Origin of the sequence: Achromobacter sp. HZ01, assembly GCF_003267925.1 — a bacterium.
In the GTDB taxonomy this organism is placed as follows: domain Bacteria; phylum Pseudomonadota; class Gammaproteobacteria; order Burkholderiales; family Burkholderiaceae_B; genus Achromobacter; species Achromobacter pulmonis_A.
Genome location: NZ_LWKV01000001.1, coordinates 96,329 through 117,609 on the forward strand (window position 1 = coordinate 96,329; position 21,281 = coordinate 117,609).

The following is a 21,281-nucleotide window of genomic DNA, read 5'->3' on the forward strand; positions in this document are numbered from 1 at the left end:
GAATCAACCTCCGGTTTGTGCCCGCGCAGTTTCCCATACATGCGTCCAGCCCGGGGCCAGGTGCGCGGCGCGCTCGGCGGCCAGGACCAGGCTGTCTTCGCGGGCGATGCCGCGGCCGGCGATGTCGAAGGCGGTGCCGTGGTCGACCGAGACGCGCACCACCGGCAGGCCGACGGTGATGTTCACGCCGTCGTCGCCGTAGACCGCCTTGAAGGGCGCGTGGCCCTGGTCGTGGTAACAGGCGATCACGAACTTCCATTTGCCGCGCACGGCCTGCGGGAACAGGGCGTCGGCGGGGATCGGGCCGGCGGCCAGGATGCCTTCGGCGTTGGCCTCGGCCACGGCGGGCGCCAGGATGTCGGCGTCTTCGCTGCCGAAGATGCCGTTTTCGCCGGCATGCGGGTTCAGGCCGGAGACGGCCACCGGCTGGTCGCCGCGGCCCAGCGCCTTGGCGAACGAGCCGGCCAGGCGCAGCACCGCGCGCATGCGCGCCGGGGTCAGGTTCTCGATGGCCTGGCGCAGCGACACGTGGGTGGTGGCGTGGAAGATGTAGAGGTCGCCGGCCGACAGCACCAGCGAGAAGGTCTTGACGCCGAATTCATGGGCCAGCAGTTCGGTGTGGCCGGGCCACTTGTGGCCGGCGGCGTGCATGGCGGCCTTGTTCAGCGGCGCGGTCACGATGCCGTCGACCTCGCCGGCGCGCGCCAGCGCGCAGGCGGTGGTGACGAAGCGCACCGAGCCGTCGCCGGCGTCGGGGCTGATTTCGCCCAGCTTGACGTGGGCCAGCGAGGGGCCGGCCTGCAGCACTTCGATGGTGCCGGGGGTATTGCTGCAATCGGCCGCGCGCTCGAGCTTGCGCACGATGGCGGGATCGCCGCCCAGGCTGCGCACCGCGTTGGCCATGACGTCCACGTCGCCGACCACCAGCAGGCGCGCCTTCTGGCGCAGTTCGTCATGGCCCATCAGCATCTTGGCCGTGATCTCCGGCCCGATCCCGGCCACGTCGCCGAGGGTCACGGCCAGCAGCGGCAGCTTGTTGGGTTGGGGTTGTGTCATTGCTTGAATCTCCTGTCGCGGATCGCGCGCACCGCGCGAACCAGTACGTCTTCGGCGCCAAAGCCGCCGGCCTTGGTCACCACGGGCAGGCCGGCGGCCGTGCCTCCGGTCAGCGTGCCCAGGGGCACGCCGCCCATTACTTCGTCGACCAGCGCGATGCCGCGGGCGCCGAGCGCCAGCAGCACGCTGCGCGCACCGTCGCCGCCGGTGGCGACCACGCCGGCGGCCTGCGAGGCCGCGATCAGCTGCGCGGCCAGGCCGCCCAGGCGTTCGGCGACGGTCTCGGAATCCAGCCCGTCGCGCTGGCCTTCGGGGGCCAGCAGCAGCACCGTGCCGGCCTCGGCCGGCGCCTGGGCGTGGGCCGCGAGCAGCGGCTGGCTCCAGGCCTGCCAGGCGGCGTCATCGGCCAGGTCGGCCAGCGACGGCGTCCAGGTGTCGGCGCCGGCGGCCTGCAGCGCGGCCGCCTGGGCGCGCGCCGCGCTGTGCTGGGAGGTCACCACCACGACCACGGGGGCGGACTGGTCGGCGCCGGCCCAGACCCGGGCGAGCGGCGCGGCCAGGCCGCCCGCGCCCACCGGCAGCGCCTGCGCGCCGAGCAGGCCGATGGCGCGCGCCAGCCGCTCCAGGTCGGCGTCGCTGGCGGCGTCCACCGCCACGGTCGGGCCGGCCTGGCGGATGCGCGCGGCCAGCGCTTGGGGCGTGTCGCCGTCCTGCTGCGCCACGTGGGCGCAGCCCAGCAGGGTGGGGATATGGCTTTCGGTCACCGGCGTGACCGGGTCGGTGGCGGCCGAGGTTTCGGTGACCGGCTTGCCGTTCACGTAGAGCACGCCGGCCTGCACGGTGCGGCCGGTGGCCGGGAAGGCGGGGCAGATCACCGCCACCGTGTCCGGGCCCCAGGCCTCGCGCGCCGCGTCGACCTCGGCCTTGAAGGCGCCGCGCAGCGTGGAGTCCACTTTCTTGTACAGGCGCGTCACGCCGGCCGCGCGCAGTCGGCGCACGTTGTCGCGCACCACCGCGGCGGCGGCCTCGGGGGCCAGCGCGCGGCTGTTGGTGGTCACGGCCAGCACTTCGACGCCGGCGGTGGCTGGGCCGGCCAGCGCCTCCTCGGCGCCGCCGATGGACAGGTGCGTGCTCCAGCCGGCGCGGACGAACTGCACCGCCGTATCGCCCGAGCCGGTCAGGTCGTCGGCGACGATGGCGATGGCGGGATTCAAAGCGCCTCTCCGCGCGCCTCGCGCAGCGAGGGGTGCGCGTCGGCCGCGTCGGCCTCTTCGGACTTGAGTTCGCCCGCTCGCTTGAGGAAGAACGAGGCCAGCACCGGAGCCAGGATGGAGCTGATCAGCACGCAGGCGGCGACCTGCGCGGTGGCGGTCGACACGTACTGCTGGAAGTTGGGATCGGCCGCCGCCACCACCGCGGGGGTGGCGATGGCGTTGCCGGCGGTGGTGCCGGCCGCGAAGCCCAGGCCGCTCTTGCCGCCGCGGCGCAGGATGAAACGGTAGCCCAGGTACACCAGGCCGCCGGTGATGGGGCTGATGATCAGGCCCAGGATCAGGCCGCTGACGCCGCCGCTGACCACGGCGCCCAGGTTGATGCCGGTGCCCAGCGCGAAGGCGAAGAAGGGGATGACGATGTTCGGCACGGGCTTGAGCACGTCGCGCCACTTGGGGTCCAGGTTGCCGACCACCACGCCCAGCAGGAACGGCACCAGCGCCGCCACCAGGGCCACCATCGGGATGTCGGCCAGGCCCGAGGCGCCCAGGAACAGCAGGCTGAAGAAGGGGCCGTCGTTGACCGCGCTGGCCACGTAGGCGCCGCGGTCGCGGGCGTCGCCGTACTGGCCGGTGTAGGCCAGCCACAGGCCGCCGTTGCTGTTGTCGAAGGCCGCCAGCAGCGCCAGGATGGACACGCCCATCACGCCGTCCAGGCCGACGTAGCTGCCCAGGATGATGATGAGGGTGGCGGGCACCAGCGTCTTCATCAGCAGGATGGTGCCGGCGGTGGCCAGGATGGGGCCGCCGGTGCGGGCGTTGACGTGGGTGCCGGTGGCGAAGATCAGCAGCGCGATCAGGGGCAGGGCGCTGTTCTTGAACAGGGCGGTGGTGAAGCCGCCGATGGCCAGCGCGTCGGGGGCGAAGGTGCCGATCAGGGAACCCAGGATCAGCGGCACCAGCATCAATCCTCCGGGGATTTTCTGCATCGTGCCAAAAAAGGGCGAGCGGGAAGTTTCGGTCGACACTGTCGAGTCTCCAGGACGGTTTTCTAGATGCAGACGTTAGTGCAGGCGTCTGTCAGGTGGTTGAAAAGACGAAGGAAAACCGTAGTGTACACCTGTACGTACAGCATGTACGTACAGGTTTTCCCGCGCCCGCCGCTAGAAGCGGTAGGCGCCGCTCAGCATGACCGTGCGGCGCGCGCCGTAGAAGCAGTCGCCGCGGTCCAGGCAGACCACTTCGTAGCTGCGGTCGGCGATGTTGTTGACGTTCAGGGCGTAGCGCCACGGGCCGTTGTCGTAGCTGATCATGGCGTCGAACAGCGTGACGGCGGGCGTCTCGGGCGCGCCACCGTCGCGGAAGGCCGACAGGTAGCGCACGCCGGCGCCCACCGCGAAGCCGGGCTGGCCGGCCAGCGCGAAGCGGTACTTGCCCCACATCGACGCCATGTGCTTGGGCTGCGCCTCCAGCTGCGGGTCGAGGTCGGTGTAGATGTAGTTGGCGATCACGTCCAGTTCCTTGGTGACGCGCCCGCGCAGCTCCAGTTCGACGCCGCGGGTGCGGGTTTTGCCGGCCTGCACCTGGTTGTTGGGATTGTCGGGGTCGTTGGTCTGGCGGTTCTCTTCGCGCAGGTCGTAGGCGGCCGCGGTGAATTCGATGTCGGCGTCCTTGGGCATGTACTTGATGCCGGCCTCGACCTGCTTGCCGCGCATCGGCTGCCAGCGGTCGCCGTAGAAGTCGGCGCCGGCGATGGGCGTGAACGATTCGCTGTAGCTGAGGTAAGGCGACCAGCCGTTGTCCGCCGCGTACATCAGGCCGAAGCGCTTGGTGGTGGCCAGGTCCGTCTCGCGGTCCTGGCCCGCGGTGGTGCTGTCGGCGCGGTCGCGGCGGATGCCGGCCAGGAAGATCCAGTTGCGGTCGAAGGTGATCTGGTCCTGGGCATAGAAGCCGATCTGCTGCTGGTTCTGCTTGGGCTTGTCGCTCAATTCGTATTGCGGCACGTTGCCGTACTCGGGATGGAACAGGTTCAGCGGCGAGCCGGCGCCGGTGGCGGTCTGGCTGGTCTCGCGGTAGCGCGAGTAGTCCATGCCGAAGATCACCGTATGTTCGGTGCGGCCCCAGTGCAGCTTGCCTTCGAGGTTCTGGTCGGCCAGCAGGGTGCGCATGCGCGGCTTGTTGACGTAGAAGTAGCGGTCGACCGTCTGCTGCTCGGCATCGATGTAGGAATCGCCGCGGCGCGCGCCGTACACGTTGGGATACAGCGTCTTGTAGTCGACGCTGCTGACCGTGTTGCGGAAGTTCTGTCGCACCTTCCAGGTGTCGTTGAACTGGTGCTCGAACAGCCAGCCCACGCTGAACTGCTCGGTGTCGTAGGCGTCGAAGCCCGGCTCGCTGGTGAAGCGCCGCGTCGGAATGCGGCCGTTGGGATTCTCCTGCACCGAGCCGCTCCACGGCAGGAACGATTGCGTGGTGCCGGCGCGGTCCTTCTGCCAGGTGGCCTGCAGCGTCAGCGAGGTGGCGGCGCTGGGACGCCAGGTGAGCGAGGGCGCCAGCATGAGGCGGTCGTCCGGCGCGTACTGCACCTGGGTGTCGCTGTCGCGTCCGACCGCGATGACGCGGTACAGCCATTGGCCGTCTTCGGTCACCGGGCCGGTCAGGTCGGCCTGGATCTCGCGGCGGTTGTGGTTGCCCAGCACCACGCCGATTTCGCGCTGCGCTTCTTCCAGCGGCCGCTTGCTGACCAGATTGACGATGCCGCCGGTGCTGCCCTGTCCGTACAGCATGGAGGAGGGGCCGCGCAGCACTTCCACGCGCTCCATCGCATAGACCTCGGTGCGCGGATTGTTGAAGCTGAAGTACTGGCGCAGGCCGTCCAGGTACTGCACCGGCTCGACGCCGCGCACTCGCACGTAGTCGGCGCGGTTGTCCACGCCGTACGCGTTCGGCCGCACCCCGGCGGCGTAATTCATGGTGTCCTGGATGTTCTGGGCGCCCTGGTCGACGATCTGGTCGCGCGGGATCACGGTGATGGCCTGGGGCGTTTCCGACAGCGGCGTGTCGGTCTTGGTGCCGGTGGCGCTGCGCGTGGCCACGTAGCCGGCGACCGGACTGGTGGCGGTTTCCGCCGCGCCCGTGACCTCCACGGCGGGCAGCAGCGTGGCGGGTTCGGCGGGCTGGGCCTGCGCGGCGCCGCCTAGGCAGGCGGCCAGCGCGGCGGCCAGGGGCAACAGGGCTTGCGGCCGCGCAGGGCGGGCGGCCGGGTGGAAATGGCGTTTCAAGTGGGATCTCCAGCGGCCGCGCGGCCGTCAAATGGACTGACATGCGAATGACAATGATAATTATTGTTAATTATTGCGGCCATGCAATTCAAAGAAACAGTCCGCCAAAAATGTAAAAAAGCCCCGCGGGCCAGCGCGGCCGGCAGGGCGTGGGGTCGAAAAAAACCCGTTGTTTCAGGGGTTTGGCGGCGGCGCGCGGGGGCGGGTGGCGGTGCCGCCGGTTGTTGGTCCGGCGCGACAGTCAGGCTTCAGGACAAGTGCGCGCGGCGCGTGCCTCCGTCGCGGCGGCTGGCCTTTTCCGCCACGACGTTGTCCTCCGACATGCGGCGTCCGCGCTGTTCGATGCGGCCAAGAAAATCGCGCAGCAGGGCGACCTCCCGATCGTCCAGATCCTGCACCAGCAGGTTGTTCAGGCGCGCGATTTCGGGCAGCAGCGCGTGATAGCGGGCCTTGCCCTCTTCGGTGGCTTCCACGCGCACCACGCGGCGGTCGGCGCCGTCCTGCCTGCGGCGTATCCAGCCCTTCTGGCAGAGCGTGCTCAGGGTGCGGGACGTGCGCGTGAGATCCAGCTTGGCGACGGCGGCCAGTTCGGCCGAACTCATGCTTCCGCTTTCGACGGCACAGGCAAGTATGTGCCATTCGCGGCGCGTGATGCCGAAGCGCCCTTCGCAAAGTCGCAGGAAGACGGGGTTGGCTTGCGACCAGGCCTGGTACAGCCGGTACAGCAGCATGTCCGCCAGGCAGCGCTGGCCGTTCGAGGTGTCGCAGTTCATGTCCGCAAGTCCTGAATTAGATCAATAAATGCTCACGTTGCTACATTCGAATCCCGCATTCGGGAGCCGGCCTTGCAGCGACAACCATAAACGACAGTGGGCCGCTGTCACCAGGAGACAAGCATGTGTAAATGGATGGCAGGAGCCGCGGTCGCGGCAATGCTGGCGGGCGCCGTTGCGCCGGCCGGTGCGCAGCAGGCTGCGCTGGAAGGACCGCTGACGATCGTGGTGGGGTTTGCCCCTAGCGGCACGGCGGACCGCGTCGCGCGGCTGGTCGCCAGCCGGCTGGCCGAGCGCGTCGGCGTGCCCGTGGTGGTGGAGAACAAGTCGGGCGCGGGCGGGCGCATCGCGGCGCAGGGCATGCGCGCGGCGTCGGCCGAGCAGAACGTGCTGATGCTGGCGAATCCGGCCGTCATGGTGGTGGGGCCGCTGGTCTATGCCAAGCCCGGCTACGATCCCCAGCGCGACTTCAAGCCGGTGTCGCTGGTCACCCGCTACAAGTTCGCGCTGGCCGTGCCTCCGGATTCGCAGATCAAGAACCTGGCGGACCTGCGCCAGTGGATCGAAGCGCATCCCAGGCAACTCACCATCGGCGTGCCGGCCACGGGCAGCCTGCCGCACTTTTTCGCGCTGATGCTGGGCCGCGAATTGAAGGAGCAGCCCGAGGTGGTCGGCTACCGGGGCTCGACGCCGGTGATCAACGAGCTGGTCGGCGGCGTCTTGCCGCAAGGCATCACCACGCTGGATACGCTGCTGCCGCTGGCCGGTTCCGGCAAGGTCCGCATCCTGGCCGTTTCAGGCGAGAAGCGCGACGCCGATCTGCCCGACGTGCCCACCTTCCGCGAGGAGGGCGTCGACCTGGTGGCCGAGGGCTGGAATGCCTTTTTCGCGCCGGCTGCGATGCCGCAGGCCAGGATCGAGCGGCTGGGCGCGGATATCGCGGCCGTCATGAAGGAACCCGAGATGCAGGAAGCCGTGCGCGCGGCGTTCCTGGAGCCGGTGTCCATGGACGCCGGCGCAACCGCCGAAGCGCTGGCGGCCTATCAAAAGCAATGGGAGCCGGTGGTGCGGGCATCGGGTTTCAAGGCCGATCAATAGCGGCGGATGCGCGGCCTCAGGTTGGGCGGGCGCGGCGCGTGCCGCCCTCGCGCCTGCTGGCCTTTTCCGCGACGATGTTGTCCTGCGACATGCGGCGTCCGCGCTGTTCGATGCGGCCCAGCAGGTCGCGCAGCACGGCGACTTCCTGGGCGCTCAGGTCCTGCACCAGCAGGTCGTTGAGCCGGGCGATTTCGGGCAGCAGGCCCTGGTAGAGGGCCAGGCCCTCGTCCGTCACCGCCACGCGCACCACGCGGCGGTCGGCGCTGTCGTGCAGGCGGCGCAGCAAGCCTTTTTCACAGAGCGCGCCCACGGTGCGGGACGTGCGCGCCAGGTCCAGCTTGGCGGTGGCCGCCAGTTCGGCCGTGCTCATGGTGCCGTCTTCGACCGTACAGGCCAGGATGCGCCATTGGCGGCGCGTGATGCCGAACCGTCCTTCGCACAGGCGCAGGAACACCGGATTGGATTGCCACCAGGCCTGGTAGAGCCGGTACAGCAGCATGTCCGTCACGGGACGTTGGCCAGGCGGGAGGGGGTTCTGCATGGCTGCTCCTTTCTTGAGGCAACGCAAATCATGATTGCAAGTAGTGGATTAGATCAACAAATATCCGCGTTGCTACAGTCGGCTTTCCCATCCGGGGACAGGCAGTAATCACCATAATCGACAGCGCAGCTGTCGGCAGGAGAAGACAATGCTTAAGTGGATGACGGGCGCCGCGGTCGCGGCAGCGCTGGCGGGAACCGTGCCGCCGGTCTGTGCGCAGCAGGCCCCGCTGGAAAGCCCGCTGACGATCGTGGTGGGGTATGCGCCGGGCGGCAGTTCCGACCGCATCGCGCGGCTGGTCGCCACCCGGCTGACCGAGCGGGTGGGCGTGCCCGTGGTGGTGGAGAACAAATCGGGCGCGGGCGGGCGCATCGCGGCGCAGGGCATGCGCGCGGTGTCGGCCGAGCAGAACGTGCTGATGCTGGCGAATCCGGCCGTCATGGTGGTGGCGCCCCTGGTGTACGCCAAGGCCGGCTACGACGCCCAGCGCGATTTCAAGCCGGTGTCGCTGGTCAGCCGCTACAAGTTCGCGCTGGCCGTGTCGGCCGATTCGCCGATCCGGGACGTGGACGGCCTGCGCCAGTGGCTGAAGAGTCATCCCAGGCAGTTCAGCCTGGGCGTGCCGGCCACCGGCAGCCTGCCGCATTTCTTCGCGCTGATGCTGGGCCGCGAGCTGGGCGACGCGCCCGAGGTGGTCGGCTACCGCGGTTCGTCGCCGCTGATCACCGAACTGATAGGCGGCGTCCTGCCGCAAGGCATCGATTCGCTCGACACCCTGCTGCCGCAGCACCGCTCCGGCAAGCTGCGCATCCTGGCGACGTCGGGCGAGCAGCGCCCCGCGGAACTGAATGACGTGCCCACCTTCCGCGAGCAGGGCCTGGACCTGGTGGCCGATGGCTGGAACGCGTTCTTCGCGCCGGCGTCGATGCCGCAGGCCAGGATCGACCGCCTGAGTGCGGACATCGCCGCCGTCATGAAGGAGCCCGCCATGCAGGAAGCGGTGCGCGCGGTCTACCTGGAGCCGGTGTCCATGGACGCGGGCGAAACCGCCCGAGAATTGGCCGCGTACCGCAAGCAGTGGGAGCCCGTGGTGCGAGAATCCGGCTTCAAGGCGGAACAATAGGAGCAGGCATGAGTACCGTGCAGAACGTGTTGTTCATCATGGCCGACCAGCTCAGGGCCGATCACCTCAGCTGCTATGGCCATCCCTATCTGCAGACGCCCAGCCTGGACGCGCTGGCCGCGCGCGGCGCGCGCTTCGACCGGGCGTTCGTGAATTCGGGCGTCTGCGGCCCTTCGCGCATGAGCTATTACACGGGGCGCTATCCGTCCAGCCACGGCGCGACCTGGAACCGCGTGCCGCTGTCGGTCAACGAAGTCACGCTGGGCGAGTACCTGGCGGGGCAGGGCCGCGACCTGGCGCTGGCCGGCAAGACGCACATCATTGCCGACAAGGCCGGCATGGAGCGCCTGTCCATCGACGGCGCCTCCGAGCTGGGCGTGCTGCTCAGCCGCGGCGGCTTCACCGAGCTGGACCGCTACGACGGCCACCACGAACCCGGCGACGAAAGCGGTTATCCGGCGTTCCTGCGCCGCCATGGCTACGACAGCGCCGATCCCTGGACCGACTACGTCATCGCCGGCCTGGACGCCGACGGGCGCGTGGCCAGCGGATGGAACATGCGCAACGTGCACCTGCCGGCGCGCGTGGCCGAGGCGCATTCGGAAACCGCCTACATGACCGACCAGGCGCTGGACTTCATGAAGCGCCGCGGCAGCCAGCCCTGGGTGCTGCACCTGAGCTACGTGAAGCCGCATTGGCCGTACATGGCGCCGTCTCCCTACCACCGGATGTACACGGCCGACCAGTGCCTGCCGGTGCAGCGCAACCAGGAAGAACTGGCCGACGCGCATCCGGTGGTCGCGGCCTACCGCCAGCACGAGGAAAGCCTCAGTTTCTCCACCGACGAATGCGTGCGGGTGGTGCGTCCGGCCTACCAGGGCCTGATCCGCCAGCTCGACGACCACCTGGGCCGGCTGTTCGACTACATGGAGGGCGCGGGCCTCATGAAGAACACGCTCATCGTGTTCACGGCCGACCACGGCGACTTCCTGGGCGATCACTGGCTGGGCGAAAAAGAGCTGTTCTACGACACCGTGCAGCGCGTGCCGTTCATCGTGATGGACCCGTCGGCCCAGGCCGACGCCACGCGCGGCAAGGTGCTTTCCGACATGGTCGAAAGCGTGGACGTGGCGCCCACGGTGCTGCGCGCGCTGGGCGCGCCCGTCCCGGGCCACCGGCTCGAAGGCCGCGAGCTGCAGACGCTGCTGCATGGCGGCGGCGATGGCGCGGCGGCATGGCGGGACTGCGTGTTCTCGGAGCTGGATTACAGTTTCCGCCAGGCCCGCGTGCTGTGCGGCAAGACGCCGCAGAACGCGCGCGCCTGGTCGGTGCGCACGGACCGCTGGCGCTACGTGTACTGGCTGGACGAACCCGAGCAGTTGTTCGACCTGCAGGCCGATCCCGGCGAGTTCCAGGATCTGGGCCGCAGCAGCGCGCATGCCGGCACGCGCCAGGCGCTGCGCCAGCGCCTGCTGGAATGGATGCTGCGCACCAAGCGCCGCACCACCATCAGCGACGAGGCCATCGAAAAATCCACCAACGCGCACAAGCGGGCCGGCATTTTCTTCGGCCAGTGGTAGCGCGCCTCAGGCCCGCACCGGGGGCGCCGCGGGCTTGAGCTCGCGGCGCAGGATCTTGCCCACGCTGCTGCGCGGCAGGTCCTCGCGGAACTCGACGTAGCGCGGCACCTTGTAGCCGGTCAGCTGCTGGCGGCAATGCGCGATCAGGGTCTCGGCGTCCAGCGCCGGGTCCTTGCGGATGACGTACAGCTTGACCGCCTCGCCCGAACGCTCGTCGGGCACGCCGACCGCCGCCACTTCCTTGACCCCGGGATGCAGCGCGGCCACGTCCTCGACCTCGTTGGGATAGACGTTGAAGCCCGACACCAGGATCATGTCTTTCTTGCGGTCGACCAGGAACACGTAGCCGTTCTCGTCCACGTAGCCGATATCGCCGGTGCGCAGGAACCCGTCGGGGTACATGACCAGCGCCGTCTCGTCGGGGCGCTTCCAGTAGCCCTGCGTGACCTGGGGGCCGCGCACGCAGATCTCGCCGCTTTCGCCTATGCCCAGCTCGCGGCCGGCGTCGTCGCGGATCGAGAGGTCGGTCGACGGCACGGGCAGGCCGATGGAACCGGTGAACGTCTGCACGTCCAGCGGGTTGATGGTGACGGCCGGCGAGGTCTCGGTCAGGCCGTAGGCCTGCGCCAGCGAGCGGCCGGTCACGGCGCGCCAGCGTTCGGCCACGGCGCGCTGCACCGCCATGCCGCCGCCCATGGTCAGCCGCAGCCGCGAGAAATCCAGGCGCGCGAAATCCGGGTTGTTGAGCAGCGCGTTGAACAGCGTGTTCACGCCGGTGAATGCGGAAAACGGCACTTTGCGCATTTCCCTGACCAGCCCGGGGATGTCGCGCGGATTGATGATGAGCAGGTTACTTGCGCCCATGCGCATGAAGGTCAGGCAGTTCGCCGTCAGCGCGAAGATGTGATAGAGCGGGAGCGCCGTCACGATGCATTCCTCGCCCTCGGTCACCAGCGGGCGCACCCAGGCGTAGGCCTGGTTGAGATTGGCCACCAGGTTGCCGTGGGTCAGCATGGCGGCCTTGGCCACGCCGGTGGTGCCACCCGTGTATTGCAGGCAGGCCAGGTCGCGCTGTTCGAGGGGGACCTCTTCGAAGGGCGCGGCGCGCCCGGCGCGCAATGCCGCGCCCAGCCGGACGGCGCGGGGTATGGTCCACGCGGGCACCATGCGCTTGATCCGGCGCACCGCGAAGTCCACCAGGCGGCCCTTGAGCGGACCCAGCATTTCGCCGATGGAGGTCACCAGCACCCGTTCGATCGCGGTGCCGGGCAGGGCCTTTTCCAGCGTGGCGGCGAAGTTGTCGGCCACCACGATGGCGCGCGCGCCCGAGTCGGCCAGCTGATGCTGCAGCTCATGGGCGGTGTAGAGCGGATTGCAGCTGACCACCACGCAGCCGGCGCGCAGCGCGCCGAACAGGCATACCGGGTATTGCAGCAGGTTGGGCATCATGAGCGCGACGCGGTCGCCGCGGCCCAGGCCGTTGGCGTGCAGCCAGGCCGCGAAGTCGCGCGTCAGCCGGTCCAGCTCGGCGTAGCGTATCGGCCTGCCCATGCTGATGTACGCGGTCTTGTCCGCATAGCGTAGGCAGCTCTCGCGCACCACGGATACCAGCGTGGTCGCGCCGTCCAGGTCGATCTCGGCGGGGACGCCGGGTGGGTAGCTCTTCTGCCAGATTCGTTCCATCGTCGCTCGTATGCACTGCTGCGGGTTGCCCGGGCGGACCGTCTTAGGCGCCGCCCGCGCGGGCGTATTGTCGCGCAAACGGCTGACGGCGATGTCCGGGGAGGTCAGGGCGGCGGCCCGGAGTCCGCGCCGCCGGTGTTCTTGCGCTTGTAGAACGTCTTGTCCGCGATGTAGATGCTGCGCTCCACCACGGCGTAGACGACGCCGTCCTTGTCCTTGAGTTCGACTGTGTAGTTGCGGGTGGTTTCGTGATGCTGCGCCAGCAGCCGGCGGATCTCCGCGATCTCGCCCGGCGGCAGCCGGAAATCGGCGTACAGCGTGGCGTAGGCGGGCTTGCGGTAGCGGATGGTCGCGGCCTTGTCCCAGACGATGTGGTCCGCGCCCAGCGCGGACATCAGCATGGTGGGGTGGGCGCCGTCGGTCACCGCGAACAGCGAGCCGCCGTACATGGAGCCGACGATGTTGCGCGTGCGGCGCAGCAGCGGCAGCTTGATGCGGATGTGCTGGAAGTCCGGCGACACGTGCACCACGCGCCCGCCGGTGGCGCGGAACGCCGGATGCAGGTTGAATCCCACCCGCATCAGGCGCGCGCGCCACCGCGGCGACAGGCTCTTGAACCAATAGGGCTTCATCGCCGGCGCGCCGCCTACATGGCTTCGAACAGGCCGGCCGCGCCCATGCCGGTGCCGATGCACATGGTCACCAGCCCGTACTTGCCGCCGGTGCGGCGCAGGCCGTGGACGATGGTGGCCGTGCGGATCGCGCCGGTCGCGCCCAGCGGATGGCCCAGCGCGATGGCCCCGCCCAGCGGGTTGACCTTGGCCGGGTCCAGCTTCAGTTCGCGGATCACCGCCAGCGACTGGGCGGCGAAGGCTTCGTTCAGTTCGATCCAGTCCAGCGCGTCCTGCCCGATGCCGGCGCGCGCCAGCACCTTGGGAATGGCCGCGACCGGGCCGATGCCCATCACCTCGGGCGGCACGCCGGCCACCGCGAAACCGGCGAAGCGCGCCAGCGGACTCAGGTTGAATTCGCGCAGGATGCGGTCGGACACCAGGACCACGGCGGCCGCGCCGTCCGACATCTGCGAGCTGTTGCCGGCCGTGACGCTGCCGCGCGCCGCGAACACCGGCTTGAGCCGGGCCAGCGCCTCGGCGCTGCTGTCCGGGCGCGGGCCTTCGTCCACTTCGACCACCCGGCGCACCTCGCGCACCGCGCCGCTGGCGCCGTCGGGCAGGTGCGCCACCACTTCGTAAGGCGTGATCTCGGCGCGGAAATGGCCGGCGGCGATGGCCGCGCAGGCCTTCTGGTGCGAAGCCAGCGCAAAGGCGTCCTGGTCCTCGCGCGAGACCTTCCAGCGCTCGGCGACCTTTTCGCCGGTCAGGCCCATGCCGAACGCCATGCCGAGATTTTCTTCATGCGCGAAGATGGCCGGGTTCATCGCCACCTTGTTGCCCATGATCTGCGGCATGGCGCTCATGGACTCGGTGCCCGCGCCTATCATGATGTCGGCCTCGCCCATGCGGATGCGCGCGGCGGCGTCGGCCACCGCCTGCAGCCCCGAGGCGCAGAAGCGGTTCACGGTGACCCCGGCCACGCTTTGCGGCAGCCCCGCCAGCAGCAGGCCGATGCGCGCCACGTTCATGCCCTGTTCGGCTTCCGGCATGGCGCAGCCGGCGATCACGTCTTCGATGCGGGCATGGTCCAGCCCCGGCGCCTGCGCCAGCGCGCCGTTGATCGCCGCCGCCAGCATGTCGTCGGGCCGCGTGGTCGCGTAGGCGCCGTTGCGCTTGCCCACCGGCAACCGCGTCGCCGCCACGATGTAAGCGTCTTGAATCTGCTTGCTCATATCAATTCCTCAAGGGCTTGCCGGTGTCTAAAGTGTGACGGATGCGCGCCTGCGTCTCCGGTGTGCGCAGCAGCGCCATGAATTCCCGGCGTTCCACCGCCAGCAGCCATTCCTCGTCCACCTTGGCGCCGGGGTCGACCTCGCCGCCGCACAGGGCCACGGCGGCGCTGCGCGCCACGCGGTAGTCGTGGGCGCTGATCATGCCGCCCTCGCGCATGTTGAGCAGCACCATTTCGAAGTTGGCGATGCCGCCGCGTCCGGCCACCGGCACGTCGCGCAGCCGCGGCGGCGGCGTGTGGCCGGCCTCGGCGGCGGCGCGGGCCTGGCCGATGGCGACGAACAGCAGCTCGTCCGGATGGAAAACCACCACATCGCGGTCGCGGCCGAAGCCGGCCGCGATGGCCTCCAGCGCACTCTTGGCGACCTGGGCGGTGGCGATGTTCTGGAACACCGGCTGCAGGTACGGGAAGACCTCGCCCGGCGTGGCCGTGCGCGCCGCCAGCGCGGCGGCGCGGCCGGCGAACTCCTTGCTGCCGCCGCCGGCCGGAATCAGCCCCACGCCGGCCTCGACCAGCCCGATATAGCTTTCCAGCGCCAGCACCCGGTGCGTGGCGTGCATGAGGAATTCGCAGCCGCCGCCCAGCGCCATGCCCTGCACCGCGGCCACGGTGGGAATCTGCGCGTACTTGAAGGCCTGCGAGGCGCGCTGGAATTTCTCGACCGTGGCTTCCAGCATTTCCCATTGGCCGGCGGCGCAGGCTTCCGACACCTGCTGCAGATTGGCGCCCAGCGCGAAGGGCGCGTCGTGCCAGATCACCAGGCCGTCGAATTCGCGTTCGGCGCGGGCCACCGCCTGCAGCACGCCTTCCAGTACTTCGGCGCCCAGCGTGTGGTTGCGCGACGTGACCGAGAGGATGGCGATGCCGGCGTCGTGCTCGGGCAGATGCCACAGGCGCACGCCTTCGTTTTCCCAGACCGTGGCGCCGCGCGCGGCGGCGCCTTCGCCGTACAGGCGCTCGGGGAACAGCTGGCGGCGGTACACCGGCAGGCTGGAGCGCGGATGCAGCTGGCCGCTGCGCGCCGAATACGAGCCTTCGGGCGTGTGCACGCCCTGGCGGGCCGGCTCCAGCGCCCACGCCGGCAGCGGCGCGTCGCTCATGGCGCGGCCGGCGGCGATGTCCTCGGCCACGGCCGCGGCGATGTCCTGCCAGCCGGCGGCCTGCCAGGTTTCGAACGGCCCTTGCGACCAGCCGAAGCCCCAGCGCATGGCCAGGTCCAGGTCGCGCGCGTTGTCGGCCACGTGTTCGAGCTGCACCGCGCTGTAGTGGAAGATGTCGCGAAACAGGCTCCACAGGAACTGGGCCTGCGGATGGGCGGAGGCGCGCAGCGCGGCGAAGCGGCGCGCGGGATCGCGTTCCTTGAGCAGGGCGGCGACCTCGTCGGCCAGCTTGCCGGCGCTGGGCACGTAGTCCTGCGCCTTCAGGTCCAGCACCTGGATTTCGCGGCCCTGCTTGCGGTAGACGCCGGCGCCGCTCTTCTGGCCCAGCGCGCCCTTGGCGATCAGGGCCGACAGCCAGCCGGGCAGGGCGAAGTACCGGTGCCACGGATCGTCAGGCAGGTTCTTTTCCATGGTGCCCACGACGTGGGCCAGGGTGTCCAGGCCGACCACGTCGGCGGTGCGGTAGGTGGCGCTCTTGGGGCGGCCGATCTTCGGGCCGGTGAGGGCGTCGACCTCGTCGAAGCCCAGCCCCAGGCGGGACGTGTGGTGCATGGCGGCCAGGATCGAGAACACGCCGATGCGGTTGGCCACGAAGTTGGGGGTGTCCAGCGCGCGCACCACGCCCTTGCCCAGCTTGGAGGTCAGCCAGGTTTCGAGCTGGTCGAGCACGTCGGCGCGCGTGTGCGGGGTGGCGATGATTTCCACCAGCCGCATGTAGCGCGGCGGGTTGAAGAAGTGGATGCCGCAGAAGCGTTCGCGCAGGCTCTCGGGCAGCGCGTGGGCCAAGGCGTCGATCGACAGGCCGGACGTATTGGAGGCGATCAGGGCGTCGGGCGCGACGTGCGGCGCGATGCGTTCGTACAGCGCGGTCTTCCAGTCCATGCGCTCGGCGATGGCTTCGATCACCAGGTCGCAGCCGCGCAGGCGCTCCAGGTGGTCGTCGTAGTTCGCCGGCGTGATCAGCGCCAGGCGCGCGGCGCCGGCCAGCGGCGCCGGCTCCAGTTTCCTCAGGCCGGCCAGCGCCTTGTTGACGATGCCGTTGCGGTCGCCCTCGGGCGCGGCCAGGTCGAACAGCGTGACGGGCACGCCGGCGTTGGCCAGGTGGGCGGCGATCTGCGCGCCCATGACGCCGGCGCCCAGGACGGCGGCGTGTTTGACGAGGAACTTGCTCAAGGAAGTCTCCTGAAAAAACGGAGGGCGGGGCGAACCCGCCCTCCGGGCAGGGCGGAAAGGCTAGAAGCGGGACGACAGCTGCACGCCCAGGATGTGGGCGTTGCTGTCATAGGTGCCCGCGACGCGGCCCTTGGTCAAGGCGTTGCCGGACGTGGTGTCGATGTCCGTCTTGCGCAGGTACAGATAGGTGTAGCCCACGTCCAGCGTCGTGTTCTTGCCGGCCTGCCACTGCACGCCGGTCGAGAACCAGTAGCGGTCGTTGTCGGGCAGCGAGGTCGGGCGGTCGGACGCCTGGTAGACGGGCGACTGGTCGAAGGCCACGCCGAACTTCCATTTCCAGTCCGGCGCGAACTTGTAGTTCGCGCCCAGCGCGACGCGCCAGCTGTCGCGGAAGTTCAGCGGCAGTTCGTCGTCGCGCGCGCCGGGGCCGGAGTTGCGGATCTTGAGTTCGGGGATGCTGCTCCAGCCGGTCCACGACACGTCGCCCAGCAGTTCCCAGCGCTCGTTGAGCTGGTGCGCCGCGCTCAGGATCAGGGTGTCGGGCAGCGTCACCGAGGCCTTGGCGTCGAACGAGACCGAGTTGCCGCGCGGGTAGATGTTGTCGATGTCGGTGTCGCCCTTGGCCGTGTGCTTGATCTTGGAGCGGTACGACAGGCCGATGCGGGTGTCCTCGGTCGGCTGCAGCATGAAGCCAACGTTCCAGCCCCAGGCGTCGCCCTTGAGGTTCAGGTCGGCGTCGCCGGTGGTGCCCAGCGGCATGCCGGGCACGGGCAACACGGTCTTTTTCTTGTAGTTGGCGTCGATGTGCTGCCAGTTCAGGCCGAAGCCCATCGAGAACTTCTCGTTGACCTTGTAGGCGATCGACGGGTTGATGTTGATGGTCTTGATGTCGAACTTGTTGGAGTGGTATTGGCCGACCCAGCCGTCGTCGTAATCGGTCATCAGGCCGAACGGCGCGCCGATGCCCAGGCCGATGTACCACTGTTCGTTCAGCTGCCACGAGCCGTAGAGGTTGGGAACCACGCCCAGGCTGCCGGCGTCGCCGCCGTTGCCGCCGGTGGGGACCGAGCCGCCCAGGCCGGTGCCCGGCAGGCCCGGGATGCTGGGATTGCGGCTGTCGCCGTTGTCCTTGAACTTGAACGACGGCCTGATCAGGTTGACGCCGCCCGAGACGTTCAGGCCCGGCAGATAGGTCATGCCCGCCGGGTTGTAGTAGATGATGCTGGCGTTTTCCGGATTTGCCGCCGAGCCCGCGTAAGCGTTGCCCAGGCCGCTGGCGTTCTGCTCAAGAAGCTGGAAGCCGGCGGAATGGGCCGTCGTTGCCGCGCCCAGGCCAACCGCGACGGCCGACAAGGTGCTCAAGGACAAGGAACGTTTGCTGCGCATGGTGATGCCTCCTCGTGTTTGATGTATGTCTCTATTGCACTGCGGGTCCTGCCAGCCCGGCCGTTGCCGGCCTGTCGCTGCCTTGGTAATGCATGGGGCCGCCCGTGAAGGGGGCGAACCCCGTGCCGAAAATCACGCCGGCGTCCGCCAGGTCGGCGTCGGCGACGATGCCTTGCTCGACGCGCTCGCGGGTGGCGTCGATCAAGGGCTGAATCAGGCGGCGCGCCAGTCCCGGCGGGGCGCCAGGGGAGGCCGCGCCATTCTTGACGGGCTTGCCGTCGCGCCAGGCGTAAAAGCCCTGGCCGGTCTTCTTGCCCAGTTCGCCGCGCGCCAGCCGGTCGGCCAGGCAGCGCGGCGGCTCGGCGCCGCCGGCCAGTTCCTCGCCCGCGGCGCGCGCGATGTCCAGGCCCACGGTGTCGGCCAGCTCCAGCGGGCCCATCGGCATGCCGAAGGCCACCATCGCCGCGTCCACGGCCTGCGGCGCCAGGCCTTCGTCCACGCTGCGCATGGCCTCCAGCATGTAAGGCGCCAGCACGGCGTTGACCAGGAAGCCGGGCGCGCTTTTCACCGGCAGCGCCAGCTTGTCGATCTGGCCCACGAAGGCGCAGGCCCGCGCCTGCGCCGCGCCGTCGTCGCCGTCGGCGTGCACCACTTCGACCAGCGGCATCTTCGCCACGGGATTGAAGAAGTGAATGCCGACCAGTTGGGCCGGGCGCGCCAGGCCGGCGCGCAGGGTTTCCAGCGGCAGGCTGGAAGTGTTGGTGGCGAGCAGGGCGTCGGCGCGCATGCGCGGTTCCAGCGCGCGGTACAGGGCGCGCTTGGCCTCGGGCTGCTCGCTGATGGCTTCGATGACGACGTCGGCCAGCGGCACGCCGTCGCCCGCCGGGTCGGGAATCAGGCGATCGAACGCGGCGCGCGCCAGGCGCGGGTCCTTCAGGCGGCGGGCGTACAGCGCCGCGGCGCGCTTGAGGGCCGGCGCAATGCGCGCCATGTCCTGGTCCTGCAGCGTGACCGTCATGCCTTTGAGCGCGCACCACGCCGCGATGTCGCCGCCCATCACGCCGGCGCCCACCACGTGCACGCGGCGCGCCGGCGGGACGCCGGGCTGCTTGCCGTTGGCCTTCAGGCGTTCCTGCAGGCGGAACACGCGCAGCAGGTTGCGGGCGGTGCCCGAGGCGATGATGCGGTCGATCAGCGCGGGCGCCTGCAGCGCGTTGCCGCCGTGTTTTTCCCAGATGTCGACGATGGCCGGCGCCGCGGGATAGTGGCCCTGCGGGTCCTTGGCCGCGATCTGCTTGCGCGCGCGCGAGGCGATGACGGCCTTCAGCGGCCAGTGGTCGGTGCAGCGCCTGAACCAGGCGCTGGGGCCGCGCGCGCGACGTGGGGCCTTGCCCGACAGCACGGTCTGGCGGGCCGCGGCCAGCAGCAGCCGCGGCGGGACGCGGGCGTCGGCCAGGCCCAGCGCCGCGGCGCGGCGCGCATCGGCGCCGCGGCCGGTCAGCATCATGTCGAGCGCCGCCGGCGCGCCGATCAGCCGCGGCAGGCGCAGCATGCCGCCCCAGCCGGGAAAAATGCCCAGCATCACTTCGGGCAACGCCAGCGAGGTCCCCGGCTGGTCGGCCACCAGGCGGCAGCGGCAGGCCAGCGCCAGCTCCAGGCCGCCGCCCAGGCAGTGGCCTTCGATCAGCGCCAGCGTCGGGTAGCGCAGCGCGGCTACGCGGTTGAACAGGTTCCAGCCGCGCGCGACCAGCGCGCGCGCCTGCTCGGGCGTGTCCAGGCTGGCGAACTCGTTGACGTCCGCGCCCACGATGAAACCGGTGGTCTTGCCGGAGCGGATGATCAGGCCCGCCGGCGGCTGCGCGTCCAGCGCGTCCAGCACCACGGCGAGTTCGGCCAGGGTGTCGGCGGACAGGGCGTTGACGGCGCTGCCGGCGCGGTCGAAGGTCAGCCACGCCAGCCCGTCGGCCTCGCGGTCCAGGCGCCAGTGGGAAAGCGTATCGATCGTCGTCATGGGCGGTCCTCGTCCAGGGTTTCGACCAGCATCGCGCCGCCTTGGCCGCCGCCGATGCAGATGGCCGCCATGCCGCGCCGCGCGCCGCGGCGCTTGAGCGCGTCGAGCAGATGCAGCACGATGCGCGCGCCGGATGCGCCCACCGGGTGGCCGATGGCGATCGCGCCGCCGTCCACGTTGAGCCGGGCGCGGTCCAGTTCGCCCCAGGCCGCGGTGCCGAAGTGTTCCCGGCAATAGGCTTCGTCGCGCCACGCGGCCATGCAGGCCAGCACCTGGGCGGCGAAGGCTTCGTTGATTTCCCACAAGTCCAGATCGTTGAGTCCCAGGTTGTGGCGTTGCAGGATAGGGGTGGCGGCATGCACCGGTCCCAGGCCCATCTGCGCGGGGTCCAGGCCGGCCCACTGGCTGTCGACGATGCGGCCCAGCGGCCGCAGATTCCATTTGCGCACGGCTTCTTCGGAAGCCAGCGCCAGCATGGCGGCGCCGTCGGTGACCTGCGAACTGTTGCCTGCCGTGATGTTGCCCCAGGGCTTGTCGAAGACCGGCTTGAGCTTGGCCAGCTTGTCGGGCGTGGAGTCCGCGCGCACGCCGTCGTCCTCAGCGTACAGCCTGCCTTGCGTGTCGATCAAGGCGGCGATCTCGCCCATGGCGCCGGCGGCGCGGGCCGCCAGCGCGCGCCGGTGGCTCTCGGCCGCGTAGGCGTCCATCGCCTGGCGATCGATATTGAACCGGGTGGCGAGGTTCTCGGCGGTCTGGCCCATGGACAGGCCCACCACGGGGTCGGTCAGGCCCTTGAGCAGGCCGATCACGGGCGCCAGGTTGCGCAGCCGGAACCGGCGCAGCATCGCCAGCTTGGCGCCCGCGCCGCGGGCCGCGTACCAGCCGCCCAGCCAGCGCACCATGTCGTCCGAGAACAACACCGGCGCGCGCGACAGCGCGTCGGTGCCGCCGGCCAGCACCAGTTCCGAACGGCCGGACTGGATGTTGGCGATGGCGGAATCCAGCGCCTGCATGCCCGAGGCGCAGTTGCGCATCACGGTCCAGCCCGGCACCTTGTTGCCGCAGCCCAGGCGCAGCGCGATCACGCGGCCGATGTTCACTTCGTCGGGCGAGGGCGCGGCGCAGCCCACGATGACCTCGTCCAGGTCGGTGGGCGCGTAGGGCTGGCGCAGCAGCAGGCTGCGGCCGGCCTGCACGGCGAGATCGCCGGCCGAGAACGGGCCCGGCCCGCTGCGCGCCTTCAGGAAAGGCGTGCGCAGGCCATCGACGACGTAGACCGGTTTGAATGCCATCCGTTGCC

16 protein-coding genes are annotated in these 21,281 nt (G+C 69.8%); 3 read left to right on the forward strand and 13 right to left on the reverse strand.

Annotated features, from left to right (window positions below):
* Window positions 1-3: 3 nt before the first annotated feature.
* From pdxA to A6B37_RS00535, 5 genes are all read right to left on the reverse strand, one after another.
* Complete coding sequence (gene pdxA, locus A6B37_RS00515; RefSeq protein ID WP_102772493.1) at window positions 4-1,056, reverse strand: 4-hydroxythreonine-4-phosphate dehydrogenase PdxA; 1,053 nt, start codon at window positions 1,054-1,056, stop codon at window positions 4-6.
* The gene (dtnK, locus tag A6B37_RS00520; RefSeq protein ID WP_111824606.1) at window positions 1,053-2,270 is read right to left on the reverse strand and encodes a D-threonate kinase; all 1,218 of its coding nucleotides are present in this window, start codon (window positions 2,268-2,270) and stop codon (window positions 1,053-1,055) included. The genes pdxA and dtnK overlap by 4 nt, the downstream gene beginning before the upstream one ends.
* On the reverse strand, window positions 2,267-3,295 hold the full coding sequence (locus A6B37_RS00525; protein ID WP_111824607.1) for a 2-keto-3-deoxygluconate permease: 1,029 nt from the start codon (window positions 3,293-3,295) through the stop codon (window positions 2,267-2,269). Before A6B37_RS00525 ends, dtnK begins: the two co-directional genes overlap by 4 nt.
* Before the next feature lie 135 nt (window positions 3,296-3,430).
* The gene (locus A6B37_RS00530) at window positions 3,431-5,548 is read right to left on the reverse strand and encodes a TonB-dependent siderophore receptor (protein ID WP_111824608.1); all 2,118 of its coding nucleotides are present in this window, start codon (window positions 5,546-5,548) and stop codon (window positions 3,431-3,433) included.
* Between the two features lie 248 nt (window positions 5,549-5,796).
* Window positions 5,797-6,321, reverse strand: coding sequence for a MarR family transcriptional regulator (locus A6B37_RS00535; RefSeq protein ID WP_102772489.1), 525 nt, complete (start codon window positions 6,319-6,321; stop codon window positions 5,797-5,799).
* A 135-nt stretch (window positions 6,322-6,456) separates the two neighbouring features.
* On the opposite strand from A6B37_RS00535, the gene A6B37_RS00540 reads away from it, so the two are divergent.
* A complete protein-coding gene (locus A6B37_RS00540; RefSeq protein WP_111824609.1) occupies window positions 6,457-7,419 on the forward strand; it encodes a Bug family tripartite tricarboxylate transporter substrate binding protein in 963 nt (320 codons plus the stop codon).
* A gap of 16 nt (window positions 7,420-7,435) precedes the next feature.
* On the opposite strand, the gene A6B37_RS00545 is transcribed toward A6B37_RS00540, so the two are convergent.
* Complete coding sequence (locus A6B37_RS00545) at window positions 7,436-7,960, reverse strand: MarR family transcriptional regulator (RefSeq protein WP_111824610.1); 525 nt, start codon at window positions 7,958-7,960, stop codon at window positions 7,436-7,438.
* Window positions 7,961-8,108: 148 nt separating this feature from the next.
* Between A6B37_RS00545 and A6B37_RS00550 the strand changes: the two genes are divergently transcribed.
* Both A6B37_RS00550 and A6B37_RS00555 read left to right on the forward strand, forming a co-directional pair.
* Entirely contained in the window at window positions 8,109-9,083 is a 975-nt protein-coding gene (locus A6B37_RS00550) for a Bug family tripartite tricarboxylate transporter substrate binding protein (protein WP_111824611.1), read from the forward strand.
* A gap of 8 nt (window positions 9,084-9,091) precedes the next feature.
* Complete coding sequence (locus A6B37_RS00555; protein WP_111824612.1) at window positions 9,092-10,663, forward strand: sulfatase-like hydrolase/transferase; 1,572 nt, start codon at window positions 9,092-9,094, stop codon at window positions 10,661-10,663.
* Window positions 10,664-10,669: 6 nt separating this feature from the next.
* Here A6B37_RS00555 and A6B37_RS00560 read toward each other — a convergent pair whose 3' ends face one another.
* The 7 genes from A6B37_RS00560 to A6B37_RS00590 all read right to left on the reverse strand — a co-directional run bounded on the left by A6B37_RS00560 (window position 10,670) and on the right by A6B37_RS00590 (window position 21,273).
* A complete protein-coding gene (locus tag A6B37_RS00560; protein WP_111824613.1) occupies window positions 10,670-12,346 on the reverse strand; it encodes an AMP-binding protein in 1,677 nt (558 codons plus the stop codon).
* 104 nt (window positions 12,347-12,450) lie between these two features.
* On the reverse strand, window positions 12,451-12,978 hold the full coding sequence (locus A6B37_RS00565) for a DUF4442 domain-containing protein (RefSeq protein WP_102772483.1): 528 nt from the start codon (window positions 12,976-12,978) through the stop codon (window positions 12,451-12,453).
* A gap of 14 nt (window positions 12,979-12,992) precedes the next feature.
* Window positions 12,993-14,192, reverse strand: a complete 1,200-nt coding sequence (locus A6B37_RS00570; protein ID WP_111824614.1) for an acetyl-CoA C-acyltransferase — start codon at window positions 14,190-14,192, stop codon at window positions 12,993-12,995.
* Between the two features lies 1 nt (window position 14,193).
* The gene (locus tag A6B37_RS00575) at window positions 14,194-16,584 is read right to left on the reverse strand and encodes a 3-hydroxyacyl-CoA dehydrogenase/enoyl-CoA hydratase family protein (protein ID WP_111824615.1); all 2,391 of its coding nucleotides are present in this window, start codon (window positions 16,582-16,584) and stop codon (window positions 14,194-14,196) included.
* Window positions 16,585-16,644: 60 nt separating this feature from the next.
* Window positions 16,645-17,970 (reverse strand): outer membrane protein transport protein, encoded by a 1,326-nt coding sequence (locus A6B37_RS00580; RefSeq protein ID WP_111824616.1) that lies wholly within the window; start codon window positions 17,968-17,970, stop codon window positions 16,645-16,647.
* A gap of 31 nt (window positions 17,971-18,001) precedes the next feature.
* Entirely contained in the window at window positions 18,002-19,981 is a 1,980-nt protein-coding gene (locus A6B37_RS00585) for a 3-hydroxyacyl-CoA dehydrogenase NAD-binding domain-containing protein (RefSeq protein ID WP_111824617.1), read from the reverse strand.
* The gene (locus A6B37_RS00590; RefSeq protein ID WP_111824618.1) at window positions 19,978-21,273 is read right to left on the reverse strand and encodes an acetyl-CoA C-acetyltransferase; all 1,296 of its coding nucleotides are present in this window, start codon (window positions 21,271-21,273) and stop codon (window positions 19,978-19,980) included. Before A6B37_RS00590 ends, A6B37_RS00585 begins: the two co-directional genes overlap by 4 nt.
* Between the last annotated feature and the right edge of the window lie 8 nt (window positions 21,274-21,281).

Coding starts and splice junctions, on each gene's coding strand:
- pdxA (WP_102772493.1), bottom strand. CDS start 1,056: ATGACACAACCCCAACCCAACAAGCTGCCGCTGCTGGCCGTGACCCTC.
- A6B37_RS00535 (WP_102772489.1), bottom strand. CDS start 6,321: ATGAACTGCGACACCTCGAACGGCCAGCGCTGCCTGGCGGACATGCTG.
- A6B37_RS00540 (WP_111824609.1), top strand. CDS start 6,457: ATGGCAGGAGCCGCGGTCGCGGCAATGCTGGCGGGCGCCGTTGCGCCG.
- A6B37_RS00545 (WP_111824610.1), bottom strand. CDS start 7,960: ATGCAGAACCCCCTCCCGCCTGGCCAACGTCCCGTGACGGACATGCTG.
- A6B37_RS00550 (WP_111824611.1), top strand. CDS start 8,109: ATGCTTAAGTGGATGACGGGCGCCGCGGTCGCGGCAGCGCTGGCGGGA.
- A6B37_RS00555 (WP_111824612.1), top strand. CDS start 9,092: ATGAGTACCGTGCAGAACGTGTTGTTCATCATGGCCGACCAGCTCAGG.
- A6B37_RS00560 (WP_111824613.1), bottom strand. CDS start 12,346: ATGGAACGAATCTGGCAGAAGAGCTACCCACCCGGCGTCCCCGCCGAG.
- A6B37_RS00565 (WP_102772483.1), bottom strand. CDS start 12,978: ATGAAGCCCTATTGGTTCAAGAGCCTGTCGCCGCGGTGGCGCGCGCGC.
- A6B37_RS00570 (WP_111824614.1), bottom strand. CDS start 14,192: ATGAGCAAGCAGATTCAAGACGCTTACATCGTGGCGGCGACGCGGTTG.
- A6B37_RS00580 (WP_111824616.1), bottom strand. CDS start 17,970: ATGCGCAGCAAACGTTCCTTGTCCTTGAGCACCTTGTCGGCCGTCGCG.
- A6B37_RS00585 (WP_111824617.1), bottom strand. CDS start 19,981: ATGACGACGATCGATACGCTTTCCCACTGGCGCCTGGACCGCGAGGCC.
- A6B37_RS00590 (WP_111824618.1), bottom strand. CDS start 21,273: ATGGCATTCAAACCGGTCTACGTCGTCGATGGCCTGCGCACGCCTTTC.